Origin of the sequence: Catenulispora sp. GAS73, from assembly GCF_041262085.1 — a bacterium.
GTDB lineage: Bacteria > Actinomycetota > Actinomycetes > Streptomycetales > Catenulisporaceae > Catenulispora.
The window spans coordinates 98,425-120,228 of the sequence record NZ_JBGCCM010000018.1 but is presented as its reverse complement, the minus strand read 5'-3'; the positions used below and the strand labels follow the sequence as shown (position 1 = coordinate 120,228).

The 21,804-nt window shown below is 71.3% G+C and carries 19 protein-coding genes; 10 read left to right on the top strand and 9 right to left on the bottom strand.

Translation table 11 applies throughout. The features are described 5' to 3' along the window. Nucleotides 1–12 precede the first annotated feature (12 nt). On the bottom strand, nt 13–1,587 hold the full coding sequence (locus ABH935_RS26425; RefSeq protein WP_370380624.1) for an MFS transporter: 1,575 nt from the start codon (nt 1,585–1,587) through the stop codon (nt 13–15). A gap of 108 nt (nt 1,588–1,695) precedes the next feature. Here ABH935_RS26425 and ABH935_RS26420 point away from each other — a divergent pair, with 108 nt between their 5' ends. After that, a complete protein-coding gene (locus tag ABH935_RS26420) occupies nt 1,696–2,325 on the top strand; it encodes a TetR family transcriptional regulator (RefSeq protein ID WP_370380623.1) in 630 nt (209 codons plus the stop codon). A gap of 28 nt (nt 2,326–2,353) precedes the next feature. Here ABH935_RS26420 and ABH935_RS26415 read toward each other — a convergent pair whose 3' ends face one another. Continuing rightward, the gene (locus ABH935_RS26415) at nt 2,354–2,896 is read right to left on the bottom strand and encodes a TetR/AcrR family transcriptional regulator (protein ID WP_370380622.1); all 543 of its coding nucleotides are present in this window, start codon (nt 2,894–2,896) and stop codon (nt 2,354–2,356) included. Nucleotides 2,897–3,008: 112 nt separating this feature from the next. On the opposite strand from ABH935_RS26415, the gene ABH935_RS26410 reads away from it, so the two are divergent. Further along, complete coding sequence (locus tag ABH935_RS26410) at nt 3,009–4,058, top strand: aldo/keto reductase (protein WP_370380621.1); 1,050 nt, start codon at nt 3,009–3,011, stop codon at nt 4,056–4,058. A gap of 107 nt (nt 4,059–4,165) precedes the next feature. Here the strand turns inward: ABH935_RS26410 and ABH935_RS26405 are convergent, their stop codons facing one another. Together ABH935_RS26405 and ABH935_RS26400 are read right to left on the bottom strand one after the other, a co-directional pair. Continuing rightward, on the bottom strand, nt 4,166–6,037 hold the full coding sequence (locus tag ABH935_RS26405; protein ID WP_370380620.1) for a glycoside hydrolase family 6 protein: 1,872 nt from the start codon (nt 6,035–6,037) through the stop codon (nt 4,166–4,168). A gap of 107 nt (nt 6,038–6,144) precedes the next feature. Beyond that, nucleotides 6,145–7,161, bottom strand: coding sequence for a LacI family DNA-binding transcriptional regulator (locus ABH935_RS26400; protein WP_370380619.1), 1,017 nt, complete (start codon nt 7,159–7,161; stop codon nt 6,145–6,147). A gap of 290 nt (nt 7,162–7,451) precedes the next feature. Here ABH935_RS26400 and ABH935_RS26395 point away from each other — a divergent pair, with 290 nt between their 5' ends. Next, the gene (locus tag ABH935_RS26395; protein ID WP_370380618.1) at nt 7,452–9,017 is read left to right on the top strand and encodes a cellulase family glycosylhydrolase; all 1,566 of its coding nucleotides are present in this window, start codon (nt 7,452–7,454) and stop codon (nt 9,015–9,017) included. A 118-nt stretch (nt 9,018–9,135) separates the two neighbouring features. Here the strand turns inward: ABH935_RS26395 and xylB are convergent, their stop codons facing one another. Further along, the gene (gene xylB, locus ABH935_RS26390) at nt 9,136–10,518 is read right to left on the bottom strand and encodes a xylulokinase (RefSeq protein WP_370380740.1); all 1,383 of its coding nucleotides are present in this window, start codon (nt 10,516–10,518) and stop codon (nt 9,136–9,138) included. Nucleotides 10,519–10,582: 64 nt separating this feature from the next. After that, on the bottom strand, nt 10,583–11,752 hold the full coding sequence (gene xylA, locus ABH935_RS26385; RefSeq protein WP_370380617.1) for a xylose isomerase: 1,170 nt from the start codon (nt 11,750–11,752) through the stop codon (nt 10,583–10,585). 74 nt (nt 11,753–11,826) lie between these two features. On the opposite strand from xylA, the gene ABH935_RS26380 reads away from it, so the two are divergent. Further along, a complete protein-coding gene (locus ABH935_RS26380) occupies nt 11,827–13,242 on the top strand; it encodes an ROK family protein (RefSeq protein WP_370380616.1) in 1,416 nt (471 codons plus the stop codon). Nucleotides 13,243–13,267: 25 nt separating this feature from the next. On the opposite strand, the gene ABH935_RS26375 is transcribed toward ABH935_RS26380, so the two are convergent. Further along, nucleotides 13,268–13,699, bottom strand: a complete 432-nt coding sequence (locus ABH935_RS26375) for an SsgA family sporulation/cell division regulator (RefSeq protein WP_370380615.1) — start codon at nt 13,697–13,699, stop codon at nt 13,268–13,270. Nucleotides 13,700–13,896: 197 nt separating this feature from the next. Between ABH935_RS26375 and ABH935_RS26370 the strand changes: the two genes are divergently transcribed. Continuing rightward, nucleotides 13,897–15,738, top strand: coding sequence for a sigma factor (locus tag ABH935_RS26370; protein ID WP_370380614.1), 1,842 nt, complete (start codon nt 13,897–13,899; stop codon nt 15,736–15,738). 79 nt (nt 15,739–15,817) lie between these two features. Then, a complete protein-coding gene (locus ABH935_RS26365; protein WP_370380613.1) occupies nt 15,818–16,240 on the top strand; it encodes a hypothetical protein in 423 nt (140 codons plus the stop codon). 70 nt (nt 16,241–16,310) lie between these two features. Here the strand turns inward: ABH935_RS26365 and ABH935_RS26360 are convergent, their stop codons facing one another. Both ABH935_RS26360 and ABH935_RS26355 read right to left on the bottom strand, forming a co-directional pair. After that, nucleotides 16,311–16,577: a DUF3817 domain-containing protein gene (locus ABH935_RS26360; protein WP_370380612.1), complete on the bottom strand. Its 267-nt coding sequence runs from the start codon at nt 16,575–16,577 to the stop codon at nt 16,311–16,313. Further along, nucleotides 16,574–17,038 (bottom strand): hypothetical protein, encoded by a 465-nt coding sequence (locus tag ABH935_RS26355; RefSeq protein WP_370380611.1) that lies wholly within the window; start codon nt 17,036–17,038, stop codon nt 16,574–16,576. The genes ABH935_RS26360 and ABH935_RS26355 overlap by 4 nt, the downstream gene beginning before the upstream one ends. Nucleotides 17,039–17,200: 162 nt before the next feature. Here ABH935_RS26355 and ABH935_RS26350 point away from each other — a divergent pair, with 162 nt between their 5' ends. The 4 genes from ABH935_RS26350 (at nt 17,201) to ABH935_RS26335 (ending at nt 21,796) form a co-directional block, all read left to right on the top strand. Then, entirely contained in the window at nt 17,201–18,151 is a 951-nt protein-coding gene (locus ABH935_RS26350; RefSeq protein ID WP_370380610.1) for a GlxA family transcriptional regulator, read from the top strand. A gap of 150 nt (nt 18,152–18,301) precedes the next feature. Then, entirely contained in the window at nt 18,302–19,390 is a 1,089-nt protein-coding gene (locus ABH935_RS26345) for a sugar ABC transporter substrate-binding protein (RefSeq protein WP_370380609.1), read from the top strand. Nucleotides 19,391–19,523: 133 nt separating this feature from the next. Further along, the gene (locus ABH935_RS26340; RefSeq protein ID WP_370380608.1) at nt 19,524–20,312 is read left to right on the top strand and encodes an ATP-binding cassette domain-containing protein; all 789 of its coding nucleotides are present in this window, start codon (nt 19,524–19,526) and stop codon (nt 20,310–20,312) included. A gap of 248 nt (nt 20,313–20,560) precedes the next feature. Further along, complete coding sequence (locus tag ABH935_RS26335) at nt 20,561–21,796, top strand: sugar ABC transporter permease (RefSeq protein ID WP_370380739.1); 1,236 nt, start codon at nt 20,561–20,563, stop codon at nt 21,794–21,796. The last annotated feature ends 8 nt before the right edge of the window (nt 21,797–21,804 follow it).

Here is a 21,804-nt window from a genome sequence, read left to right as displayed (position 1 = left end):
ACAGGTCGCACCTCAGGCACGAACCTCTCCCGGCAGCTTGCTCGCAGTCCGGGAGGGGTTTTCTGCACCGTTCTCGGCACCCTCCCCCTTGCGCGGCGCCCGGATCGCGGCGAACACGGCACCGGCGAGCAGCACCACGATCGCCGTGATGAACGCCGCGTGCGCCGCGTCGACGAACGAGCTCTGAGCGCTGTCCAGCAGGTGCTGCCCCTTCGGCCCGTACTGCGCGAGGCGGCCGGACGCCTGCTTCACGAAGGCGATCGACGACTGCGCGCCGTCGGCGGTCGGCCGCGGCAGTCCGGTGGTCGCGGCGGCGACGTGCGAGCGGTACGTGGCGCTCAAGGTGCTGCCGAGCACCGCGATGCCCAGCGCGCTGCCGAGCTCGCGCGACAGGTCGTTCATCGCCGAGCCGACGCCCTGCTTGGCGGCCGGCAGCGAGGAGACGATCGCGGTCGTCGCGGGCGTCCCGGCCAGCCCCATGCCCGCGCCGAACAGCGCCAGCCCGACCGCCAGGTGCCAGTACACGAAGTGCGTGCCCAGCGTTGTCATGACCGCCAGCCCTGATGCGCTCAGCAGCAGCCCCAGCGGCAGCACGCGGTTGGCCCCGAGCCGGGCCGCGACCTTCGGCGCGTTGCGGGCCGTGGGCATCACGAACAGCGGCAGCGGGATCAGGCAGATCGCGGCGCGGAACGGGGACAGGTCCGCGACGTACTGCAGGTACTGCAGGAGGATGAAGAACAGGCCGAAGCTGCCGAAGAACTGGATCGTGATCACGCCGGATCCCGCGCCGAAGCCCTTGAGCCGGAACAGCCGCACGTCCAGCAGCGGCTCGTCCCGCCGCAGTTCCCAGCCGACGAACGCCGCCAGCGCCAGCGCCCCGACCGCGAACCCGGTGACTGTCAGCGCGTCGCCCCAGCCCCGGTCCGGGCCCTCGACGATGCCGAACACGATGCCCACGGCCGCCAGCAGCGAGAACAGCCCGCCGAGCGGGTCCAGCCGCGGCGCGTCGGCGTCCCGTGAGTTCGGGATGAACAGCAGCGTGCCGATCAGCGCCACGACCGCCAGCGCCACGTTGAGTGCGAAGAACGAGTTCCAGGCGAAGAACTCCAGCAGCACGCCGGACGCGAGCAGGCCCAGAACGGCCCCGCCCCCGGCCACGCCGACCCACACCCCGACCGCCCGGCCGCGCTCGGCCGGCGGGAACGACGTGGTGATGACCGACAGCGTCGTCGGCATCACCGCGGCGGCGCCCAGGCCCATCGCCCCGCGCAGCGCGATCAGCGTGCTCGGCGAGGAGACGAACAGCGCGCACGCGGCCGCGGCACCGAAGATCGTGAGCCCGGCGACCAGCGTGCCCTTGCGGCCGTAGCGGTCGCCGACGGCGCCGGCCGGGAGCAGGAAGCCGACGAAGACCAGCGTGTACGCGTCGACGATCCAGATGATCTGCGTCTGCGAGGCGCCGGTGGCGGTGGACAGGTCGGGCAGCGCGACGTTCAGGCCGCTGACCGCGGACACGACCATCATCAGCGCCAGGGCGACGACGGCCAGCACCAGCGTGCGGCCTCTCTTGGTGAGCTCAGGGGTCATGACGTCCTCACAGAGACGGGTGGAGCCGGACGGAGCGGGACAGGTATTCTGTACGTATAGAATTCTGCACCCACAGAATTCTGCACGTCAAGAATTTCGGAGGAACCCATGGTGGAGACGGGTGCGACCGGCGCCAAGCGCGGCCGCCGAACGGACGCCGGCCAGGCGAAGGAGGCCATCCAGCAGGCCGCCCGGCAGCTGTTCGCCGAGCACGGCTTCGACCGCACCTCGGTCCGCCAGGTGGCGCTGGCCGCGCAGGTCGACCCGATGCTGGTGACGCACTACTTCAAGTCGAAGGCGGGCCTGTTCGCCGCTGTCGTGCAGCCGCCGGTGGACCCGCAGGCGGCCATCGACTTCGTCCTCGCGGAGGGCCCCGACCACGTCGGCGAACGCCTGGCCCGCTTCGTGCTGCGCACGCTGGAGAACCCCGAGAGCCAGAAGTGGATCGTGGCCATGGTCCGCGCGGCGACAGCCGAACCGGAGGTCGCCGCGGTCGTCCGCGAACGCATGGCGGAACCCCTGGTGATCCCCCTGGCCACCGCCGCCGGCGGCGACGACCCGGAGTACCGCGCGATGCTGGTGATCACGCAGCTGCTCGGCCTGGCGATGGGGCGGTACATCCTGCGGATCGAGCCGTTGGCGTCGCGGTCGGTGGAGGATCTGGCCGCGGATTTGGCCGAGACGTTTCAGCGGTATCTGACGGGGGCGGTCAGCGGGCCGGGGGCGGGTGAGTCGTAGCCCGTGTCGTAGCCCGAGTCTCAGCCCCCTACGGCCGCCCCTGCGTACGGAGGCCGTCAAGGATGAGTGCGAGCATCCGCGGCGACCGGTCCTCGGGCCCGGACGCGGCACGCCAGAGCGCGCCGGTGAGCTGGAGGAAGTCGCCGGGGTCGGCGTCCTCGCGGATGCTGCCGTCCCGCTTGCCCGCGTCGAGGAACTCATTGATCGCGGCGATGACCGGTCCGTAGGTCTGCTCGGTGATCGCCTGGTGCCCGGCGGCGCTGAGCGCGTCGCCGAGCCCGTGCTTCCTTCGCATCGCCGCCACCAGGTCCGTCGTCCAGTGCCGGAGCGCTTCGATCGGCGGCATCCCCCCGAGCAAGGTCGGGACCGTACCGACGATGCGGTCGACCTCTTCCTGGTAGACGGCCAGGACCAGCGCCTCGCGGGTCGGGAAGTTGCGGTACAGCGTGCCCGCGCCGACGCCGGCGCGCTGGGCGATCTGGTTCATCGACGTGTCGCCGTCCGCGGCGATGGACTCGCGGGCGGCGGCGAGGATGCGCGCGCGGTTCTCACGAGCGTCTGAACGGACCACTGGACCTCACTTCTCGGACCGGCGGGTTGACCCGTCCAGTCCTCGGGTTGCTAAGTGGAGAGCTCTCCACTACGGTAAATGGAGAGTTCTCCACATACCCTAGAGGTGCATCATGCAGTACATCAAGCTCGGCACGACCGGCCTGGACGTCTCCCCGATCGCGATCGGCGCGATGAGCTACGGCGAGCCCGACCGCGGACACCCCGTCTGGTCCAAGGGCGAGCAGGAGGCGCGTCCGCTCATCAAGCACGCACTCGCGGCGGGGATCAACTTCTTCGACACCGCGAACATGTACTCCAACGGCTCCAGCGAGGAGATCCTCGGCCGCGCGCTCAAGGACTTCGCCGACCGCGACGAGGTGGTGATCGCCACGAAGCTGCGCCACCCGATGCGGACCGGCCCGAACGGCCGCGGCCTGTCGCGCAAGGCGGTCATGACCGAGGTGGACCACTCGCTGCGCCGCCTCGGCACCGACTACATCGACCTGTACCAGATCCACCGCAACGACCACGCGACCCCGTTGGAGGAGACGCTCGAAGCGCTCAGCGACCTGGTGCAGGCGGGCAAGGTGCGCTACCTCGGCGCGTCGTCGATGCCCGCGTGGGAGTTCGCGAAGGCACTGCACCTGCAGAAGCAGCACGGCTGGGCGCGCTTCGTGTCCATGCAGGACCACTACAACCTCCTGGCCCGCGAGGAGGAACGCGAGATGATCCCGCTGTGCCTCGACGAAGGTGTCGGCACCATCGTCTGGTCGCCGCTGGCCCGCGGCCGCCTCGCCCGCGCCTGGGACGACGGCAGGTCGACCACGCGCTCCGAGACGGACGGCGCCTTCGCGGACCTGCTCTACTCGCCCGAGCAGGAAGCATCGAACCGCGCGATCACCGACGCGGTCGGACAGGTCGCGGACGCGCACGGCGTCAGCCGCGCCCAGATCGCCCTGGCCTGGCTGCGCCGCCAGCCGGTCGTCACGGCCCCGTTGGTCGGCGCCGGCACCGTCCAACAGATCGACGAGGCCGTGGCCTCCTTGGACGTGGAACTCACCGATGAGGAGGCACGCGCCCTGCAGGCTCCCTACACGCCGCGGTACGACTGGCAGGGCATCTCGGACGAGGCCGAGATGGAAGCCATTCGCCGCCGCATTCCCGGGATGGCGCTGTCGTGAGGCTGCCGGAACGGGCCCGGTGCCACCCGGCACCGGGCCCGCCCGGATCAGTCGCGCTCACTCAGTGAGTTGTCAACACTCGGTCAGCACCATCAGGTTCACACTGCCTACAGCGCGGGGTAGGCGTTTGCCACCTCCTGTTGGAATTCAGCGGCGAACCACTGCCCGGCCGGCACGTCGCCGGTGGACAGTGAGCCGGTCGAGTAGGTCCCGCCGTTGCCGTCGGTGTTGGTCCCGTTCGGGTCGCAGTGCGGGTCGCCGTGCGGGTGCGTGGCGGTCACGTAGTCGCCGTCCGACTCCCCGGGCGGCTTGATCCACACGAACGCGATGATGTGGTTGGACGAGCCGTACGGCAGCACCGTCGGCCGGGCCCCGATCCCCGCGCCGGCCTGGTTGCACCAGTCACCGCGGAACGGCCGCTGGTCCACCTTGTTGGCCGCGACGTAGGTGTCGACGGTCGTCGGCGAGGAGTTCAGTGCGGTCGGCCGGTTCGGGCCGCCCCAGCCGTTGCGCGAGGTGTCGATGAGCATCCCGATGTTCGGCGAGAAGCCCTGGCCGGTCAGCTGCGTGTACATGGCCTGGTCGTAGTCGTACTCGTCGAAGTACGGGTTGTACTGGTAGAACTTCGCCGAGTCCAGCGGGTTGCCGCCGACCTGCAGCGTGGAGTTCGGCAGGAACGGCTCGGTGGTCGGGGTGTAGTTCGCGGTGTCCGAGATGAAGCCGTCGATGCTGCCGAAGCCCGCGGTCGTGGCCCGGGCCACCTTGGCGAACTCCTGCGCCGCCGGGCCCATGTTGGAGGACCAGCCCAGCCACGCCGAGTGCGCGATGTCCACGTAGTTGTAGACGTTCGGGATCGCGTGCAGCTTGTTCAGCGCGTATTCGACCCCTGTCTCGTAGAACGGCGTCGCCGTCGCGCACGCGGGCTTGCTCTGGTTGGTGACCGCGTTCGGCAGCGAGTCCGGTTCGACGACGGCCACGATCCGGATGCCGGCGTACTTCGGGTTCGCCAGGATCGCGGAGATCGGGTCGATGTACTGCGACTCGTACTCCGTCAGGCCGGCCGCGGTCGCCGGGATCTCGCCGTTGGAGGCGATCGCGGCGCAGTCCCGGCCCGGCAGGTCGTAGATGACGACCTCGAAGGTGATCGGGGTCCCCGCCTTCTGCTGGCTCAGTGCCTGGTCCAGGTGCCACTGCAGGCCGTGGTGCACGCTGCCCGGGTCGCCGGCGATCGCGCCGATGTGGTCCATCCACACCGCGGTCGAGTAGCCGGCCATCTTCGCCTCGGAGGCCGCCAGCGTCGGGTTCGACTGGTCGGCGGCCACCTGCGCGTTGACCTCGCCGGTGTAGTCGGGGCTCAGATACTGCGAGGCGCCGACGAACGGGTTGACGACGTGGCCGCCCCCGCCGCCGCCGGTGCTCGGCGTCGTGGAGGGCGTCGTCGAGGGGGTGGTCGACGGCGTCGTGGACGGCGTCGTCGAGGGGGTGGTGGACGGCGTGGTGGACGGGGTCGTCGACGGCGTGGTGGTCGGCGGCGGCGTCGTCCCGCCGCAGGTGATCCCGTTGACCGCGAACGACGTCGGCGCCGCGTTGGTCCCGGAGTACGTGAAGTTCCCCGCCGGGGTCACGGATCCGCCGGAGGCCACCGCGCCGTTGTAGGACGCGTTGGCGACGGTCACCGCGTGTCCGGACTGCGACCAGGTCCCGTTCCAGCCGTTCTGCAGCGTCTGGTTCCCGGCGTAGGAGTAGGTGAGCGTCCAGTTCGTCCACGCCGGGCCGTTGTTCGTGATGACCACCTGCGCCCCGAACCCGCTCCCGGAGTCCCACGTCGTGGAGTACACCGCGGTGCACCCGGGAGTGGTCGCAGCGTTCGAACTCGCCGTCGTGAGCGCGGCGAGTCCGCCCGCGACCCCGAGGGTCACGGCCGCGGCCACGAAGGCGCTGGTGAGCCGTCGAGCCTTGCGATCATTGCCTTGTTCCATGAACTTCTCCTCTCTGTGTGTTGTGTCAGGCCCCGAAGAGCTGTCCGTGGACGCAGGGCGAGATGGCCGTCCCGCGACGCGGGACGGAGGTCGGTGTGCGGCGGTGCTCAGCCGGAGTCGCGCGCGACCAGCTCGGTGCGGAACACCGTCGCCGGAGGCATGTCGACCTCCCCGATGAGCCGCCTGGTGAGGTGCCGCGCCATCGCCTCGCCCATGTCCTCCACGGGCTGCCGGACGGTGGTCAGGCGGGGATCGGTGTGCAGGGCCAGCGGGGCGTCGTCGAAGCCGACGACCGCGACGTCGTCCGGGATCCGCCGGCCGGCCCGCCGCAGGGCGCGCAGGGCGCCCAGGGCCATCAGGTCGGAGGCGGCGAACACCGCGTCGAGGTCGGGGTGGTGCTCCAGCAGCCGCTGCATCGCGTGCTCGCCGGAGGTCGGGGTGAAGTCGCCGTAGACGATGTTGCCGACGGCGCCGGCCTCGGAGATCGCGTCCCGGTAGCCGGCGCGGCGGTCGGCGCCCACCGCCATGTCCGGCGGTCCGGCGATGGACACCACCTTCTGGCGTCCGGAGTTCAGCAGATGCCTGACCGCCTCGTGCGCGCCCGAACGGTTGTCGGCGTCGACGTAGGGCATCTCCCCCGGCGTCATCGGCCGGCCGGCGGCGATCGTCGGCACGCGCATCGCCCGCAGCATCGGGACCAGCGGGTCCCGATCGTGGGCGCTGATCAGCAGGACGCCGTCGGCGAGGCCCTTGGACAGGTAGCGCTCGACCGAGCCGTGGTCGGCCGGCCCGCGCACCACCAGCAGCACCAGCTGGATGTCCCCGGAGCGCAGCGCCTGGCCGGCGCCGAGCAGGATCCGGGAGAAGAACGTGTCCGCGAACAGGCGTACGCCGTCCTCGCAGACCACCGCGGCGATCGAGCTGACCTTGAAGCGGCGCGAGGCACGGGCCCGCTGCCGGACGTAGGACAGCCGCGACACGGCGTTGTGCACCTCGGTGCGGGCGGTGCCGCTGACGCCCGCGGTGCCGTTGAGCACACGCGAGGCGGTGGCCGGGGACACGCCGGCCAACGCGGCCACGTCGGCCAGGGTGGGGCGCGGACCCGGGGTGGCGGAACGGGTCATCTCTAAGTTCTCCGACTCGTGGGGGGGCGGGTGAACACCGGATGTCGGACAGCTCACGTCTGGTTCATGAGAGCGCTCTCATGCAAAGTCGTCGCAGTGCCCGGAGTTGTCAAGGGCACGGCTGCCGGATCCGCGCGGTGCCCGGTACGACGAGGGTCGATAACGATTTCGTCGTGAAAGTTTCATCGCGGACCGCGCGCCTTCCTGGTGTTTCGCGATCTCGGCCTTGCGTTGCGGTGGAAAGGCTTCCTACGTTCCGCGGCGATGTGTCAAACCGATGGAGGAGGCTTATGTCCCCGCGACTGAGGGCGGCGCTCGGCGCCGTGGCCGGGGTGGCGCTGGCGGCCGGTTCGGCGACCGCCGCGGTGCTCGTGCCCGGAACCGCGAGCGCCGCCACGGCGGTCCAATGTCAGGTCACGTATTCGGTCAGCAGCGATTGGGGGACGGGTTTCACCGCGAACATCACCATCGCCAACGTCGGCGCGAGCGCGTGGAGCGGCTGGACGCTGGGGTACTCCTACGGGGGGAACCAGACGTTGCAGAACGGCTGGAACGGCACGTGGTCGCAGTCCAGCCACGCCGTGACGGTCGCCAACGCCTCCTACAACGGTTCGGTGGCGGCCGGCGCGAACACCAGCATCGGCGCCAACTTCACCTACACCGGCGGCAACGCCGCGCCGACCGTGTTCAGCGTCAACGGCACCGCGTGCAACGGCGTGGGATCGCCGTCCTCGACGCCGAGCACCACACCCAGCACGACGCCTAGTACGACCCCTAGTACGACCCCGAGCACCACCCCCAGCACGACGCCCAGCACCACCCCGAGCTCCACTCCCCCGTCGTCCGGCGCCCCGGCCCTGCACGTCTCGGGCAACCAGCTCGTGGACAGCACCGGGAAGGTCTTCGTCCCGCACGGAGTGAACCGCTCGGGGGCGGAGTTCGCGTGCGTCCAGGGCAAGAGCATCTTCGACGGTCCAGTCGACGACGCCTCGGTGGCCGCGATCGCGTCCTGGAAGGCGAACATCGTCCGGGTGCCGCTGAACGAGGACTGCTGGCTCGGAGAGTCGAACGTGCTGCCGCAGTACGGCGGCGCGACGTACCAGGCCGCGATCGAGAGCTTCGTCAGCCTGCTGCACCAGCACGGCCTGGCGGTCATCCTCGACCTGCACTGGACCGACGGCGTCTACACCGGCCAGTCCTCGGCCTGTTCGGTGGCCACCGCGACGTGCCAGAAGCCGATGCCGGACGCGGCGAACGCCCCGGCGTTCTGGGCCTCGGTGGCCGGCGCTTTCAAGAACGACAAGTCGACCGTCTTCGACCTCTTCAACGAGCCGTACCCGGACTTCGCCGCGGGCTTCAACTCCGCGGCCGGCTGGTCGTGCTGGCAGAACGGCGGCACCTGCACCGGCATCACGTATCAGGTCGCGGGGATGCAGTCGCTCGTGAACGCGGTGCGGGGCGCCGGGGCAAGCAATGTCCTGATGCTCGGCGGCGTGGCGTACTCGAACGACCTGAGCCAGTGGCTGGCGCACGAACCCACGGACCCGCTGCACAACCTCGCGGCCTCGTGGCACTCGTACAACTTCAACTCGTGCTCGTCCTCGTCATGCTGGGACTCCCAGGTGGCACCGGTCATCGCGCAGGTGCCGGTGATCCCCGGGGAGATCGGGGAGAACGACTGCGGGCACTCCTACATCGACACGCTGATGGCGTGGCTGGACAGCCACCACACCGGGTACTCGGCGTGGACCTGGAACACCTGGGACTGTTCGCAGGGTCCTTCGTTGATCAGCGCCTACGACGGGACGCCGACGGCTTACGGCGCCGGATACAAGGCGCACCTGGCCACGTTCTGAGCGGCCGCGGAGCCGATCGCCGCGCGGCCGGCTCCGCGACCAGTTCCGTGCGCAGCTGATGCCCGGTGCCGCCGACCCTCACCGGCGGCACCGGGCTGTTCATCCGCGTCCTCGCCGGTCAGGCGGCGCGATCGCGGAACTCGTGGTAGCGCTCTCGGATCTCCGGGAGCGGCTTGCCGTCGTACGTCTCAGTGCCCTGTGTCACGCGCCGGGGCGGATCGTCGGAGCCGGCCAGGGCCCAGGCGGCCTGCGCCGCCGCGCCGTCGGCCACGTACTCGCCCGGGGGCGGCACGGTCACCGCATAGCCGAGGATCGACGGGGCGACGGCACGGACGGCCTCCGAGCGCGCCCCGCCGCCGATGAGCAGGACGCGCCCGACCGGGACGCCGAGCTCGGTCAGCGCGTCCAGGCCGTCGGCCAGGCCGCAGAGCATGCCCTCCACCGCCGCGCGCGCCAGGTGTGCGGCGGTCGCGTTGGCCAGGCGCAGGCCGTGGATCGAGCCGGCGGCGTCGGGCAGGTTGGGGGTGCGCTCGCCTTCGAGGTACGGGATCAGCGTGAGGCCGTCGGCCCCGGGCGGTGCGGACAACGCCAGTCGGGAAAGCTCTTCGAGGTCGACACCGGCCATCGCCGAGGCGGCGTCCAGGACGCGTGCGGCGTTGAGGGTGCAGACCAGCGGGAGGTGGCGGCCGGTCGCGTCGGCGAAGCCCGCGACGGTGCCGGTGGCCTCGGCGGTCGCCAGGTCGCTGACCGCGAACACGGTTCCCGAGGTGCCGATCGACACGACGACGTCGCCGACCCGCGCGCCGAGGCCGAGCGCGGCCGCGGCGTTGTCGCCGGCGCCGGGGGCCAGCGCGAGGTCGCCGAAGTGCCCGACCACCTCGCGGACCCCGGCCACGCGCGGCACGACGACCTCCCGGCCGAGTGCCCTGGCGAGCAGGTCGAGGCGGTACTCGCCGGTGTTCGGCGACCAGTAGCCGGTGCCGGAGGCGTCGCTGCGGTCGGTGGTCAGCTCACTGATGTCGGTGCTGCCGCGCAGCCGCCAGGTGAGCCAGTCGTGCGGAAGGCAGACCGCTGCGACGCGCGCGGCGTTCTCGGGCTCGTGCTCGGCGAGCCAGCGGAGCTTGGTGACGGTGAACGAGGCCACCGGGACCGAGCCGACCGCCTGGGCCCAGGCCTCGGCGCCGAGCTCGCGCACGAGCTCGTCGGCGGCGTGCGCGGATCGCGTGTCGTTCCACAGCAGAGCCGGCCGAATCACCTCGCCGCGCTCGTCCAGGCACACCATGCCGTGCTGCTGGCCGCCGACCGCGAGCGCCTCGACGCCTTCCAGGCCGCCGGCCGCTTCGATGGCCGCGTGCAGCGCCTGCCACCACGCCTCGGGGTCGACCGCGGTGCCGGCCGGGTGCGGGGCGGAGCCCTGGCGTACCAGGGCTCCGCTGTCCACGTCGCGGATCACGACCTTGCACGACTGCGTCGAGGAGTCGACGCCGGCGACAAGTCTCACCGGGACCTCAGTGCTCACCGGGACCCCACCGCGCTCGGGCTTCGGTGCCTGTTCGCGGCCTGCCTCACCGGGCGCCCATCAGGTGCTCGACGGCGAGCTGGGTCAGGCGGACGGCGCCCAGGCCGCGCTCGGCGGCCTCGTCGGCGTCGAACTCCTCGAAGGCGGTGCGGTCGGCGAGCAGGTCGGCGTAGGTCTCGCCGGCGGCCAGAGTCGGCGTGGCGAGCTCGTCCACGCGCGCCGCCGCGCGGGCCTCGGCGACCTCGGGGTCGGCGCGGAACGCCGCGGCGCGCTCCTTGAGCAGCAGGTAGGTGCTCATGTTCGCGGCGGCGGACTGCCAGACCCCCGTGATGTCCTCGGTCCGGGCCGGCTTGTAGTCGAAGTGCCGGGGGCCCTCGTAGCCGCCGGTCTCCAGCAGGTCCACCAGGAAGAAGGCGTTGAGCAGGTCGCCGTGGCCGAAGACCAGGTCCTGGTCGAACTTGATGCCGCGCTGGCCGTTGAGGTCGATGTGGAAGAGCTTGCCCTGCCACAGCGCCTGCGCGATGCCGTGGGCGAAGTTCAGGCCGGCCATCTGCTCGTGGCCGACCTCGGGGTTCAGCCCGACCATCTCGTGGTGTTCCAGGGTGCTGATGAAGCCCAGCGCGTGGCCGATCGTCGGCAGCAGGATGTCGCCGCGCGGCTCGTTGGGCTTGGGCTCCAGGGCGAAGCGGATGCCGTAGCCGCGGTCGATGACGTACTCGGCCAGCATGTCCAAGCCCTCGCGGTACCGGTCCAGCGCGGCTCGCACGTCCTTGGCCGCATCCGATTCCGAGCCCTCCCGGCCGCCCCACAGGACGTAGGTGTGGGCGCCGAGCTCGGCCGCCAGGTCCAGGTTGCGCATGACCTTACGCAGCGCGTAGCGCCGGATGTCGCGGTCGTTGCTGGTGAACGCGCCGTCCTTGAACACCGGGTGGGTGAACAGGTTGGTGGTGGCCATCGGCACCTTCATGCCGGTGGCGTCCAGGGCCTCGCGGAACCGGGCGATGTGCTTGGCGCGCTCGTCGTCGGAGCTGCCGAAGGGGATCAGGTCGTCGTCGTGGAAGGTGACGCCGTACGCGCCGAGCTCGGCCAGCCGGTGCACGGTCTCGACCGGGTCCAGCGCGGGGCGGGTCGCGTCCCCGAAGGGGTCGCGCGCCTGCCAGCCGACCGTCCACAGGCCGAAGGTGAATTTGTCCGCGGGTGACGGTGCGACGGTCATGGCCGGCTCCTGGCACGATCGAGGGGAATTGTTCAATGGATGAACTTATGGTCCGGCTGTGGCATTGTCAAGACATGCCCGCGCCCACCAGCCCCGCCGACGCCGCTGATTCCGCCGACTCCGCCACAGCTGCCTCCACCGCTGCCGCCGCTTCCGCCGACCGTGACAACCGCGCCGACCGGGCCGCCGCCGAACCGGTTCGCCCGGCCGGCCCCGCCGACCGCGCGATCCCCAACCCGGCGCGCCAGGCCAGCATCCGCAACGCCAACCTGGCGCTGGTCTACCGCCTGATCCTGGACGCTCCCGCCCCACTGTCGCGCGCCGCGCTGGCGGCGGCCACCGGGGTGACCCGCGCGACCGCGTCGGCCCTGGCGGACGCGTTGTTGGAGGCGGGGCTGATCGTGGAAGTTTCACCGCCGCCGGCCACCGGCGCGGGCCGGCCGGCCGCCGGACTCGTGCCGGCCGCGGACGGACCGGCGGGGCTGGGGCTGGAGATCAACGTCGACTACCTGGCGGCGTGCGTGGTGGACCTGACCGGCGCGGTGCGCGCGACCGTCATCCGGCACGGCGACCAGCGGGGGCGCGCGGTGGCCGAGGTGCTGGCCGACCTGGCCGGGGCGGCCGGCGAGGCGACGGCCGCGGCCGGGCTGACGGTCGCCGGCGCGGCGCTGGCGGTGCCGGGTCTGGTCGAGGCGCCGCACGGCCGGATCCGGCGGGCGCCGAACCTGGTGTGGCAGGACGTGGAGATCGGGGCGGCGCTGGGGCGGGCACTGCCGGACATGCCGTTCGAGCCGGTGATCGGGAACGAGGCGGACTTCGCGGCGCTGGCCGAGGCCCATGGGGCGCCGGATGTGGGGGGCGCGCTGGACGGGATCGGCGGCGCGGCAGGCGGCGCCTCCGGCGCAGGGCTTGATGCGCGAGTTGATCCCGGCATGCCAGCCGAGCGCGATGCGGGCACCCGGGTTCCGAGCTCCAACGGCAACACCCCGGCCGAACGGCCGGCGCCCCTCACCGACTTCCTCTACGTCTCCGGCGAGATCGGCGTCGGCGCCGGCGTCATCCTGGACCGCGAGCTCTTCCGGGGCGCGCGCGGCTGGGCCGGCGAGATCGGGCACGTCACGGTCGTGCCCGACGGGGCCCGCTGCCGGTGCGGCGCCCGGGGCTGCCTGGAGACCGTCGCCGGGCTGGAGGCGCTGCGGCGTGACGGGCCCGAGGCCGCCGCGTCCGCGCTCGGCCGGGCGGCGGCGGCCGCCGTCAACCTGCTGGACCTGCCCGCGGTCGTGCTCGGGGGCGCGTACGCCCGGCCGGAGTTCGCCGCCTTGGTACCCGGCGTGGAGAAGGCGCTGGCCGAGCATGTGGTCTCCGCGGCCTGGGCCCCGGTCGCGGTACGCGTGTCGCGGCGCGGGACGGCGGCGGCGGTGACCGGCGCGGCGACGGCCGTCATCCGGCGCGTGCACGGCGATCCGGCCGCGTGGATGGCAGCCTGCTGATCCGGCGCCGGTTCCTTCTTTCCCCTCATCCCTGGCCGACGAGCCGGGCCAGCGCGCGGTCCAGGTCCAGGTGTCGGGGCTCGGAGCCGGCCGGGACGATCGCGTAGGCGTGGCACAGGAACATCCGCACCGCGACCTGCGGCGTGATCACCAGGGCGGTCGAGGCGCCGCTGCGCAGCTCGATCATCAGATCGCTGGGGCCGAAGGGCCAGACGTGCACGTCGCCCTCGCCGGTCGGGGTGTGCAGGCCGTCGGTCAGCAGGTCGCGGGCGAAGACCCACTCGATGCCGTCGACGGCGCCGCCGTCCTCGCCGCGGTCGGGGTCGACGTCCAGGAACGCCAGTCGGACCGCGAACGGGTCGTCGGAGCGGAAGCGGAGCACCGCGGGCACTCCGGCCATCCGCGTGTCGGAGGTCACCACGTGGGTCTTGAGCGGCTGTTCGTGGGTGGCGAGCATCGCTGTCACTCCTTGCTGTCGGCCGACCGGACGGCGTCACCATCCGGCCGCTGTACTGGCGTTATCACAACAAGGACTTGTGAAGGGAGCCTGACATTACGCCGTTTTCGCCGGATTCCCTGTGATCTAGGCCACACCCGGGACGAAACGGATCTTCGGTACCATCGGTACGCACAGCGACGACATGGGGTGCGATCGTGACCGAAGCGGCCGTAAACGACCAACCGGCATCCGACGACGCGGAGCCGGAACCGGGCCCGCCCGGTGCCGACCTCGCGGCGTACACCCGCGTCTACGAGGAACACAACGCCCGCCTCACGGCCTACGCCCGCACCCTCACCGGCAACCCCTCCACCGCCGAGGACCTGGTCGCCGAGGCCCACTTCCGCGTCTGGCGCCGCATCGCGGCCGGCCACGCGGTCGAGAACATCCCGGCCTACCTGGCCACGACCATCCGCAACCTCGCGAACACCCTCCACCGCGCCACGACCGAGATCCCCCTCCCGACGGAATCCGCCGAAGCCGCCGCGGCGTTCGGCCGCCCGCACCCGAGCACCGGCACCGAGGACCTGTCGCAGCAGGTAGCGCACGTGGACTTCATCACGCGCCTCCTGAAGGACCTGCCGGAACGCTGGGTCCAGGCCCTGTGGCTGTCAGAGGTCGAGGACCTCCCGCTGGAGACGGTCGGACGCCACATCGGCGCGAACAGCAACGCGACCGCCGTGCTGCTCAACCGCGCACGCGAGGGGCTGCGCCAGGCATTCCTGCGCGGCTACCCGGGAGCGCCGGCGGACGAGGCGTGCGCGAAGCACTGGCAGAAGCTGCCGTCGCTGGTGCGCGGCGGCCTGTCGGCACGACAGACGGACTCGCTGCGCGCGCACGCGGAGCAGTGCGACGACTGCCGGGCGCGCATGGCCGCGCTGCAGCAGGTCAACCTGCGACTGCCGGTGCTGCTCGGCCCGGCGCTGCTGCTGCTCACGCTGGGCGGCGGGTCGCGGTGGCTGTTCGCGGTGGGGGCTGGTGCGGGCGTGGGCGTGGGAGCTGGTGCGGGCGCGGGGGCTGGCGCGGCTGGCGGCGCGGCGGCTGGCGCGAAGACCGCTGGAACGGTTGGCGCGGCCGGCGCGAAGGCTGGCGGCAGCGCTGCTGGCGCGAAGGTAGTCGGGGCGGCCGGCGCGATCGGCGCAAAGACTGGCGGCAGCGCTGCCGGCGCGAAGGCTGGCGGTACGGCTGGCGCGATCGGCGCAAAGACTGGTGCCAGCGCCGCCGGCGCGAAGGCAGCCGGTGCGGTCGGCGGTGCGAAGGGCGGCGGGGTTGCTGGCGCTGTCGGCGCGACGCGTCACCTTCGCCATGTCGGCGGCAAGCTGCGGCACGGGGTTTCGAGCGGTGCCGGCAAGGCGGCTGTGGTGTCGGCGGGTGTGATGGGTTCGGCTGCCATCGCTGTCGCGGCGGTGGCTTTGACAGGCGGTGCCGCACATTCGAGCGCCACCCCGCAGACACCCGTCGAGACCCAGCCCGCCAAGACCACGGCACCCGTGGCCAAGACCACACCCTCGAAGCCAGCGCTCAAGCCCTCGACGCCAGCGCCTGCCCCGGCGACTACACCTCCGCAGCAGCCGGTGGCGCCGGTCCACTACACGCCTCGCCATGCCGCGCCCAAGGTTCCGGCGCCAGCTCACACACCGGCCCCAACCCAGACTCAGGCCGCACCGGTGCAAGCTCCCGCCGCTCAGGCCCCTGCGACACCGCAGCCGACGCCGGTGGCGACGCAGTCCCCTGCGTCACCGCCGCCGAGCACACCTCCGGTCACACCGCCGCCTTCCAGCACGACCACCACACCCACGCCGACTCCGCCGCCCTCAAGCGTGCCCGCGCCGCCGACCACCCCGACCACCCCGACCACCACAGCCACCCCGCCGCCGCCCTCGACCACGCCGAGCAAGCCGGACCACGACATCGACGTGACCATCGCCGTGAATCCGCAGCACCAGGTGACAGTCACCGTGCACCTCGACCACCTTTCCTCGAAATCACCCGGATGACCGCGACCGACAGGACACGCCGCCGCCGCCGATGAGTTGCTGGGGTGGGGGTTCGGTCGACCGAAGGAGGCCCGAGGCGATGTCCAAGTCCGGCAAGAAGAACGAGGGCGGTGACCACGTCGCGAAGTCCGACGTGCGCCACCGCTACAAGGTGACGGAGTTCGCCGACTTCACCCGGCGCGAGATGAAGCCCGACGGTTCGGAGAAGCTCATGCCCCGAGTCGCGGTCCTGACCCCGATGAACGGGGGTAAACAGGTCCGCGCCTACGTCCCGGGCAACCTCGACGAACCGCTGGAGGTCGGCTCGGTCGTGATGTGCCGGGCCCACGACAAGCCCAACAAGGGCGACGGCCCGCCGGTGAAGTTCCGCATCACGAACGTCGTCGGCGCCGGAGACACCGGCGGCGCGGACACGCTCAGCGCCGCGCAGAACGCGCAGCTCGCAGGCCGTGCGACGGCCGGGGCGGCGCCGATGGAGCAGCGCGAAGCCGCACGCCAGTAACGAAGGCACTGCGAAGGCTGGCTGATCCAGCCAGCCGATCCGGGGCGTTCCCAGAGGGGACGCCCCGGACTCATGCATCTGATATCAAAGGCCTCAGCAGCCGAAGCACCAGGAACCCTCCGATACCGGGCAACAACGCCGCCAGCTTGACGGCGAGAACAGCGCGATCGTTACGCCACGTCGCAAGAACGATGACGAGATACGCGCAACCGTGCGTCGGACCGATCAGCGACGTCACCGGCTTCGCATGGAGCGTGGCGAGGTTCCCCAACAACACGATCAGCGTGACGAGCTCGACGAACGCAGCGACACGGAAGAAGCGAGCAGCCACCGTCACGCCCCCGTCGTCGAACCCGGACGCACGATCATCAGAACCGTGACAGTCGCCCACAACAGGTTGAAGACCCCGGTCGCCGCACCAAGCCGGGCAGCGACCTTGGCGACGCCGACGCCACCAGCGGCTGCATCATCCAATCCCTCAAGAGCAGCGTGCTGCGCCGGCAGAATCCACAGCGCAAGAACGCCTGCCGCCACGGCCGTCAGGCCGATAGCCGTGATCAGCCACGCGCTACCCAGAACCCCCATATTGCTCGCCGTAGCGAACCCGAAGACGGGAACAGCGATACCGACACCCGCGTACACACGGCACACCCGATAAAGCAGACGAGGCGAGGCCGCACCCTCAGCATCCTCATGAGCCCGTCGCAGAGCCTTGGGAAACATACTCGCGGCGACGGCCACCGGCCCCACCGCGATGATCGCCGCCAGAACGTGCAGCGACAGCAAGAATTTGGTCACCTCGTGACGCTATCCAGCCGCCGACCCGATCCCCAGTGGCAATAGTGCCAGGTTTCAACGGAAAAACGCCACCGCAGTAAGAGATGCTCTGAACAGCGAGAATACTCAAACCAACGCGACAAACCGCCACCCCACCCACCCCCGCCGAGGTATGTTCTCGCCATGCACACCGTCGCCATCATCGCCCTGGACGGCGTGATCCCCTTCGACCTCTCCACCCCGATCGAAGTCTTCAACCGAGCCCGCCTCCCCGACGGACGCCCCGGCTACCAGGTCCGCGTGTGCGCCGAGCACCCCGAGCTCAACGCCGGAAGCTTCACCCTGCGCGCGCCCTACGACCTGCGAGCCCTCCACGACGCGGACACGATCATCGTCCCCGGCGTCGAAAACCCCCTCACGCCCCTCCCGACCGCCGTCCGCGACGCCCTGCGCGCCGCCGCGCAGAACGGCACCCGCATCGCCTCAATCTGCGTCGGCACCTTCGCCCTGGCCGCCACCGGCCTGCTCGACGGCCTGCGCGCCACCACACACTGGCTCGCCGCCGACCGACTCGCCGCCGCCTATCCCGCGATCGAGGTCGACCCGCGCGTCCTGTACGTCGACAACGGCCAGTTCCTCACCTCGGCCGGCGCCGCCGCAGGCCTGGACCTGTGCCTGCACATGATCCGCAAGGACTACGGCTCCGCCGTCGCCGCCCACTGCGCGCGCCTGTCGGTGATGCCGCTGGAGCGCGAGGGCGGCCAGGCGCAGTTCATCGTCCAGGACCACACCCCCGCCCCGCGGGGCGGAACCCTGGAGCCGCTGCTCACCTGGCTCGGCGCCAACCTCGGCCGCGACCTCACGCTCCCCGACATCGCCGCCGAGGCCGGCCTGAGCACCCGCACCCTCATCCGCCGCTTCCGCGACCAGACCGGCACCACCCCGCTCCAGTGGCTGCACCGGGCCCGCACCCGCCGCGCGCAGCACCTGCTGGAGACCACGCAGCACTCGGTGGAGCGGATCGCGGCGCAGGTGGGGTTCGGGTCGGCGACGGCGTTCCGGGACCGGTTCAAGCGGACCACCGGGATCAGCCCGAACGCCTATCGGCGGACGTTCACGCCCGCCGAGCCCTGAACCCCCGCGCCCCGCGACCTCCCACCCGCCACCCTCGCCGCGCGCACAACCCTTATGGCCCTCTCCAACTGGCGCCCCACCCCTAGTGGATCTCTAGTGGGAAAACAGTAGGCCGCCGAATCCGGGGGCCGCGAGAGGAATGAGCGCATCATGCAGCACCTGCGTCCGGCCCGCGCCGCCGGGATATTCTTCGCCGCGGCCGTGCTGGCCGCCACTGCCGCCGGCTGCGGCAGTGCCAAGAGCAGCAAGTCCAGTTCGTCCAGCGGGAGCGGCGGCGCGACCGGCTCGAATTCGAGCACCCGCATCGGCATCCTGCTGCCGGAGTCGAAGACGACCCGGTACGAGGCGTTCGACAAGCCGCTGCTGGAGGCCGAGCTGAACGCCAAGATGCCCGGCGTGCAGATCGACTACTACAACGCCGGCCAGGACGCCACGGTCCAGCAGACCCAGGTCGACACCGCCCTGACCAAGGGCGACAAGGTCCTCGTCCTGGACGCCGTGGACTCCAAGTCCATCCAGGCCTCCGTGCAGAAGGCGCACGACGCCGGGGTGAAGGTCGTGGCCTACGACCGGCTCGCGCAGGGCCCGGTCGACGCCTACGTCTCCTTCGACAACATGAAGGTCGGCGAGCTGCAGGGCACCGCCCTGCTGACCGCGCTGGGGTCGGGCGCCGCGAGCAAGCAGATCGTGATGATCAACGGCTCCCCCACCGACCCGAACGCCGCGCAGTTCAAGGCCGGCGCGCAGTCGGTGCTGAACGGCAAGGTGAAGATCGGCAAGGAGTACGACACCCCGAACTGGGACCCGAACACCGCCAACCAGGAGATGGCCGGCGCCATCACGGCACTCGGGGCCGCCAGCATCAACGGCGTCTACTCCGCCAACGACGGCATGGCCGCCGGTATCGCCACCGCGCTGAGCGCGAGCGGCCTGCACGTGCCGCTCACCGGTCAGGACGCGCAGCTCGACGCGCTCCAGCGGATCGAGGCCGGCACCCAGACCATGACCATCTACAAGCCGTACAAGCCCGAGGCCACCGGTGCGGCCGACGTGGCCGTGCAGTTCGCGCAGGGCAAGACCCCCGGCACGGACCTGCTGCCGGACAAGCAGACGTCGGGCTCCGGACAGTCGGTGCCCTCGAAGCTGATCACCCCGACCGTGGTCGACAAGAGCAACGTCTGCACCACCGTCGTCAAGGACGGCCTGTACACCGCCGCGCAGGTCGGCATCACCTGCTGATCCTGCTGGTCCCTTCCAGGCCCGCCTGAGGCAGAGGGCGCACTCGCCCGAGTGCGCCCTCCCCCGAGGCCCGCCTGAGAGCTACAGAGCAGCAGCAGAAGCCGAAGCCCCGAGCCAACGCGGAGGTACCCCCATGCCCGACACGACTTCGCAACCCGTGCTGGAACTGCGCGGTGTCTCCAAACGGTTCGGCGCCGTGCAGGCCCTCTCCGGCGTCGACCTGGCAGTCCACGCCGGGGAGGTCGTCGCACTGGTCGGCGACAACGGCGCCGGCAAGTCCACCCTGGTGAAGGCCATCGCCGGGGTGAACCAGCCGGACGAGGGCGAGATCGTCTGGGAGGGCAGCCCGGTCGGCATCAAGGGCCCGCACGACGCCCAGAAGCTCGGCATCGCGACCGTCTACCAGGACCTCGCGCTGGCCGACAACCTCGACGTGGTCGGCAACCTGTTCCTGGGCAGCGAGATCCGCAAGGCGGGGATCCTCGACGAGATCGCGATGGAGGGCCGCTCCCGCGAGCTGCTCCAGACGCTGTCGATCCGCATCCCGAGCGTCCGCATCCCGGTGGCCTCGCTGTCTGGTGGCCAGCGGCAGACCGTGGCCATCGCCCGCTCGCTGATCGGCGACCCCAAGGTGGTGCTGCTCGACGAACCCACCGCGGCCCTGGGCGTCGAGCAGACCGCGCAGGTGCTGGACCTGGTCGAGCGGCTGCGCGACCGGAACCTCGGGGTGATCCTGATCAGCCACAACATGGTCGACGTGATGGCCGTCGCGGACACCGTGGCGGTGCTGCGGCTGGGCCGCAACAACGGGTTCTTCGACGGCCACCACACCAACGAGCAGGAGATCATCTCGGCGATCACCGGCGCCACCGACAACGCCGTCACCCGGCGGGCGGCCCGGCACCCGGAGGGACAGGAATGAGCCAGGACCCGAACAGCGGCGGCACGCGCGGGGACCGCGAGGGCGAGGGCCGCCAGGTCCCGCCGCCGATTCCGACCGGCGCCGGCGACTACAGCGGCGAGGACCGGCCGGTGCCGGCCGGCGGCGGCTCGGTCAGCGACAAGGTCGAGGAACTGCTGGCCGCCGGCGCCACCCCGGCGGAGGCCACGGCCCAGGCCGCGAAGGCGACCGGCGAGTCGAAGGACGTGGTCCGGGAGATCGTCGAGACCATGGTCCCGGCGGCCGGCTCGGCCGCCGACCCGCGGCTGTTGCAGCGCCAGAGCGGCGTGGGCGGCTACTGGAACGAGTTCATGCGCCGGGTCAAGGGCGGTGAGCTGGGCTCGCTGCCGGTGATCGTGGCCCTGGCGATCATCTGGATCGTGTTCTGGAGCCTGAACAGCACGTTCCTGTCGGCGCAGAACCTGTCGAATCTCTCGCAGCAGATCGTCGGCACCGGCATGATCGCCCTCGGCGTGGTGTTCGTGCTGCTGCTCGGCGAGATCGACCTGTCGGTCGGCTCGGTGTCCGGACTGGCCGCGGCGGTGTTCGCCGTGACGTCGGTGAACCACGGCGTGAACCAATGGCTGGCGCTGATCCTCGCGCTGGCCACCGGCACGGCCACCGGGTTCGTCCACGGCTTCTTCTTCGCCCGGATCGGCGTGCCGGCGTTCGTCGTCACCCTGGCCGGCAACCTGGCGTGGAACGGTCTGATGCTGAAGGTGCTGGGCGCCACCGGCACCGTCAACCTGCCGAACAACGGCATCGTCTCCAAGCTCTACACCACCATCTACGGCCAGCAGGCCGCCGGCTACGGCGCCGCGGCGATCGCGGTCGTGCTCTACGCGCTGGTCGCGCTCTACGGCCGGCTGCGGCGGCAGCGGGCCGGGGTGCCGGCGCAGCCGATCGGCGAGATCGCGGCGCGGGTGATCCTGCTGGCGATCGTCGCCTTCGTGGTGGCGTACGTGTTCAACCAGTACAAGGGCCTGCCGCTGGCGCCGCTGATCTTCCTGATCTTCATCGTGGTCGGCGACTTCATCCTGCGGCGCACGGTCTACGGCCGCCGCATCTTCGCCGTCGGCGGCAGCATCGAGGCGGCCCGCCGGGCCGGTATCAGCGTGCCGTTCATCCGCATCACGGTGTTCATGATCTGCGGCCTGATGTCGGCGGTCGGCGGCATGTTCCTGGCCGGCCAGATCGAGTCGGCGTCCCAGACCTCCGGCAGCGGCAACCTGCTGATGAACGCGATCGCGGCCGCGGTCATCGGCGGTACGAGCCTGTTCGGCGGACGCGGCAAGACCTGGTCGGCGCTGCTCGGTGCGCTGGTCATCGGCTCGATCCAGTCCGGCATGAACATCCAGGGGCTGGCGAACAGCATCCAGTTCATGGTCACCGGCGCCGTGCTGCTGGCCGCGGTGGTCATCGACTCGGTGGCGCGGCGCACGCAGAAGGCCAGCGGCCGCGTTTAACGCGGGGC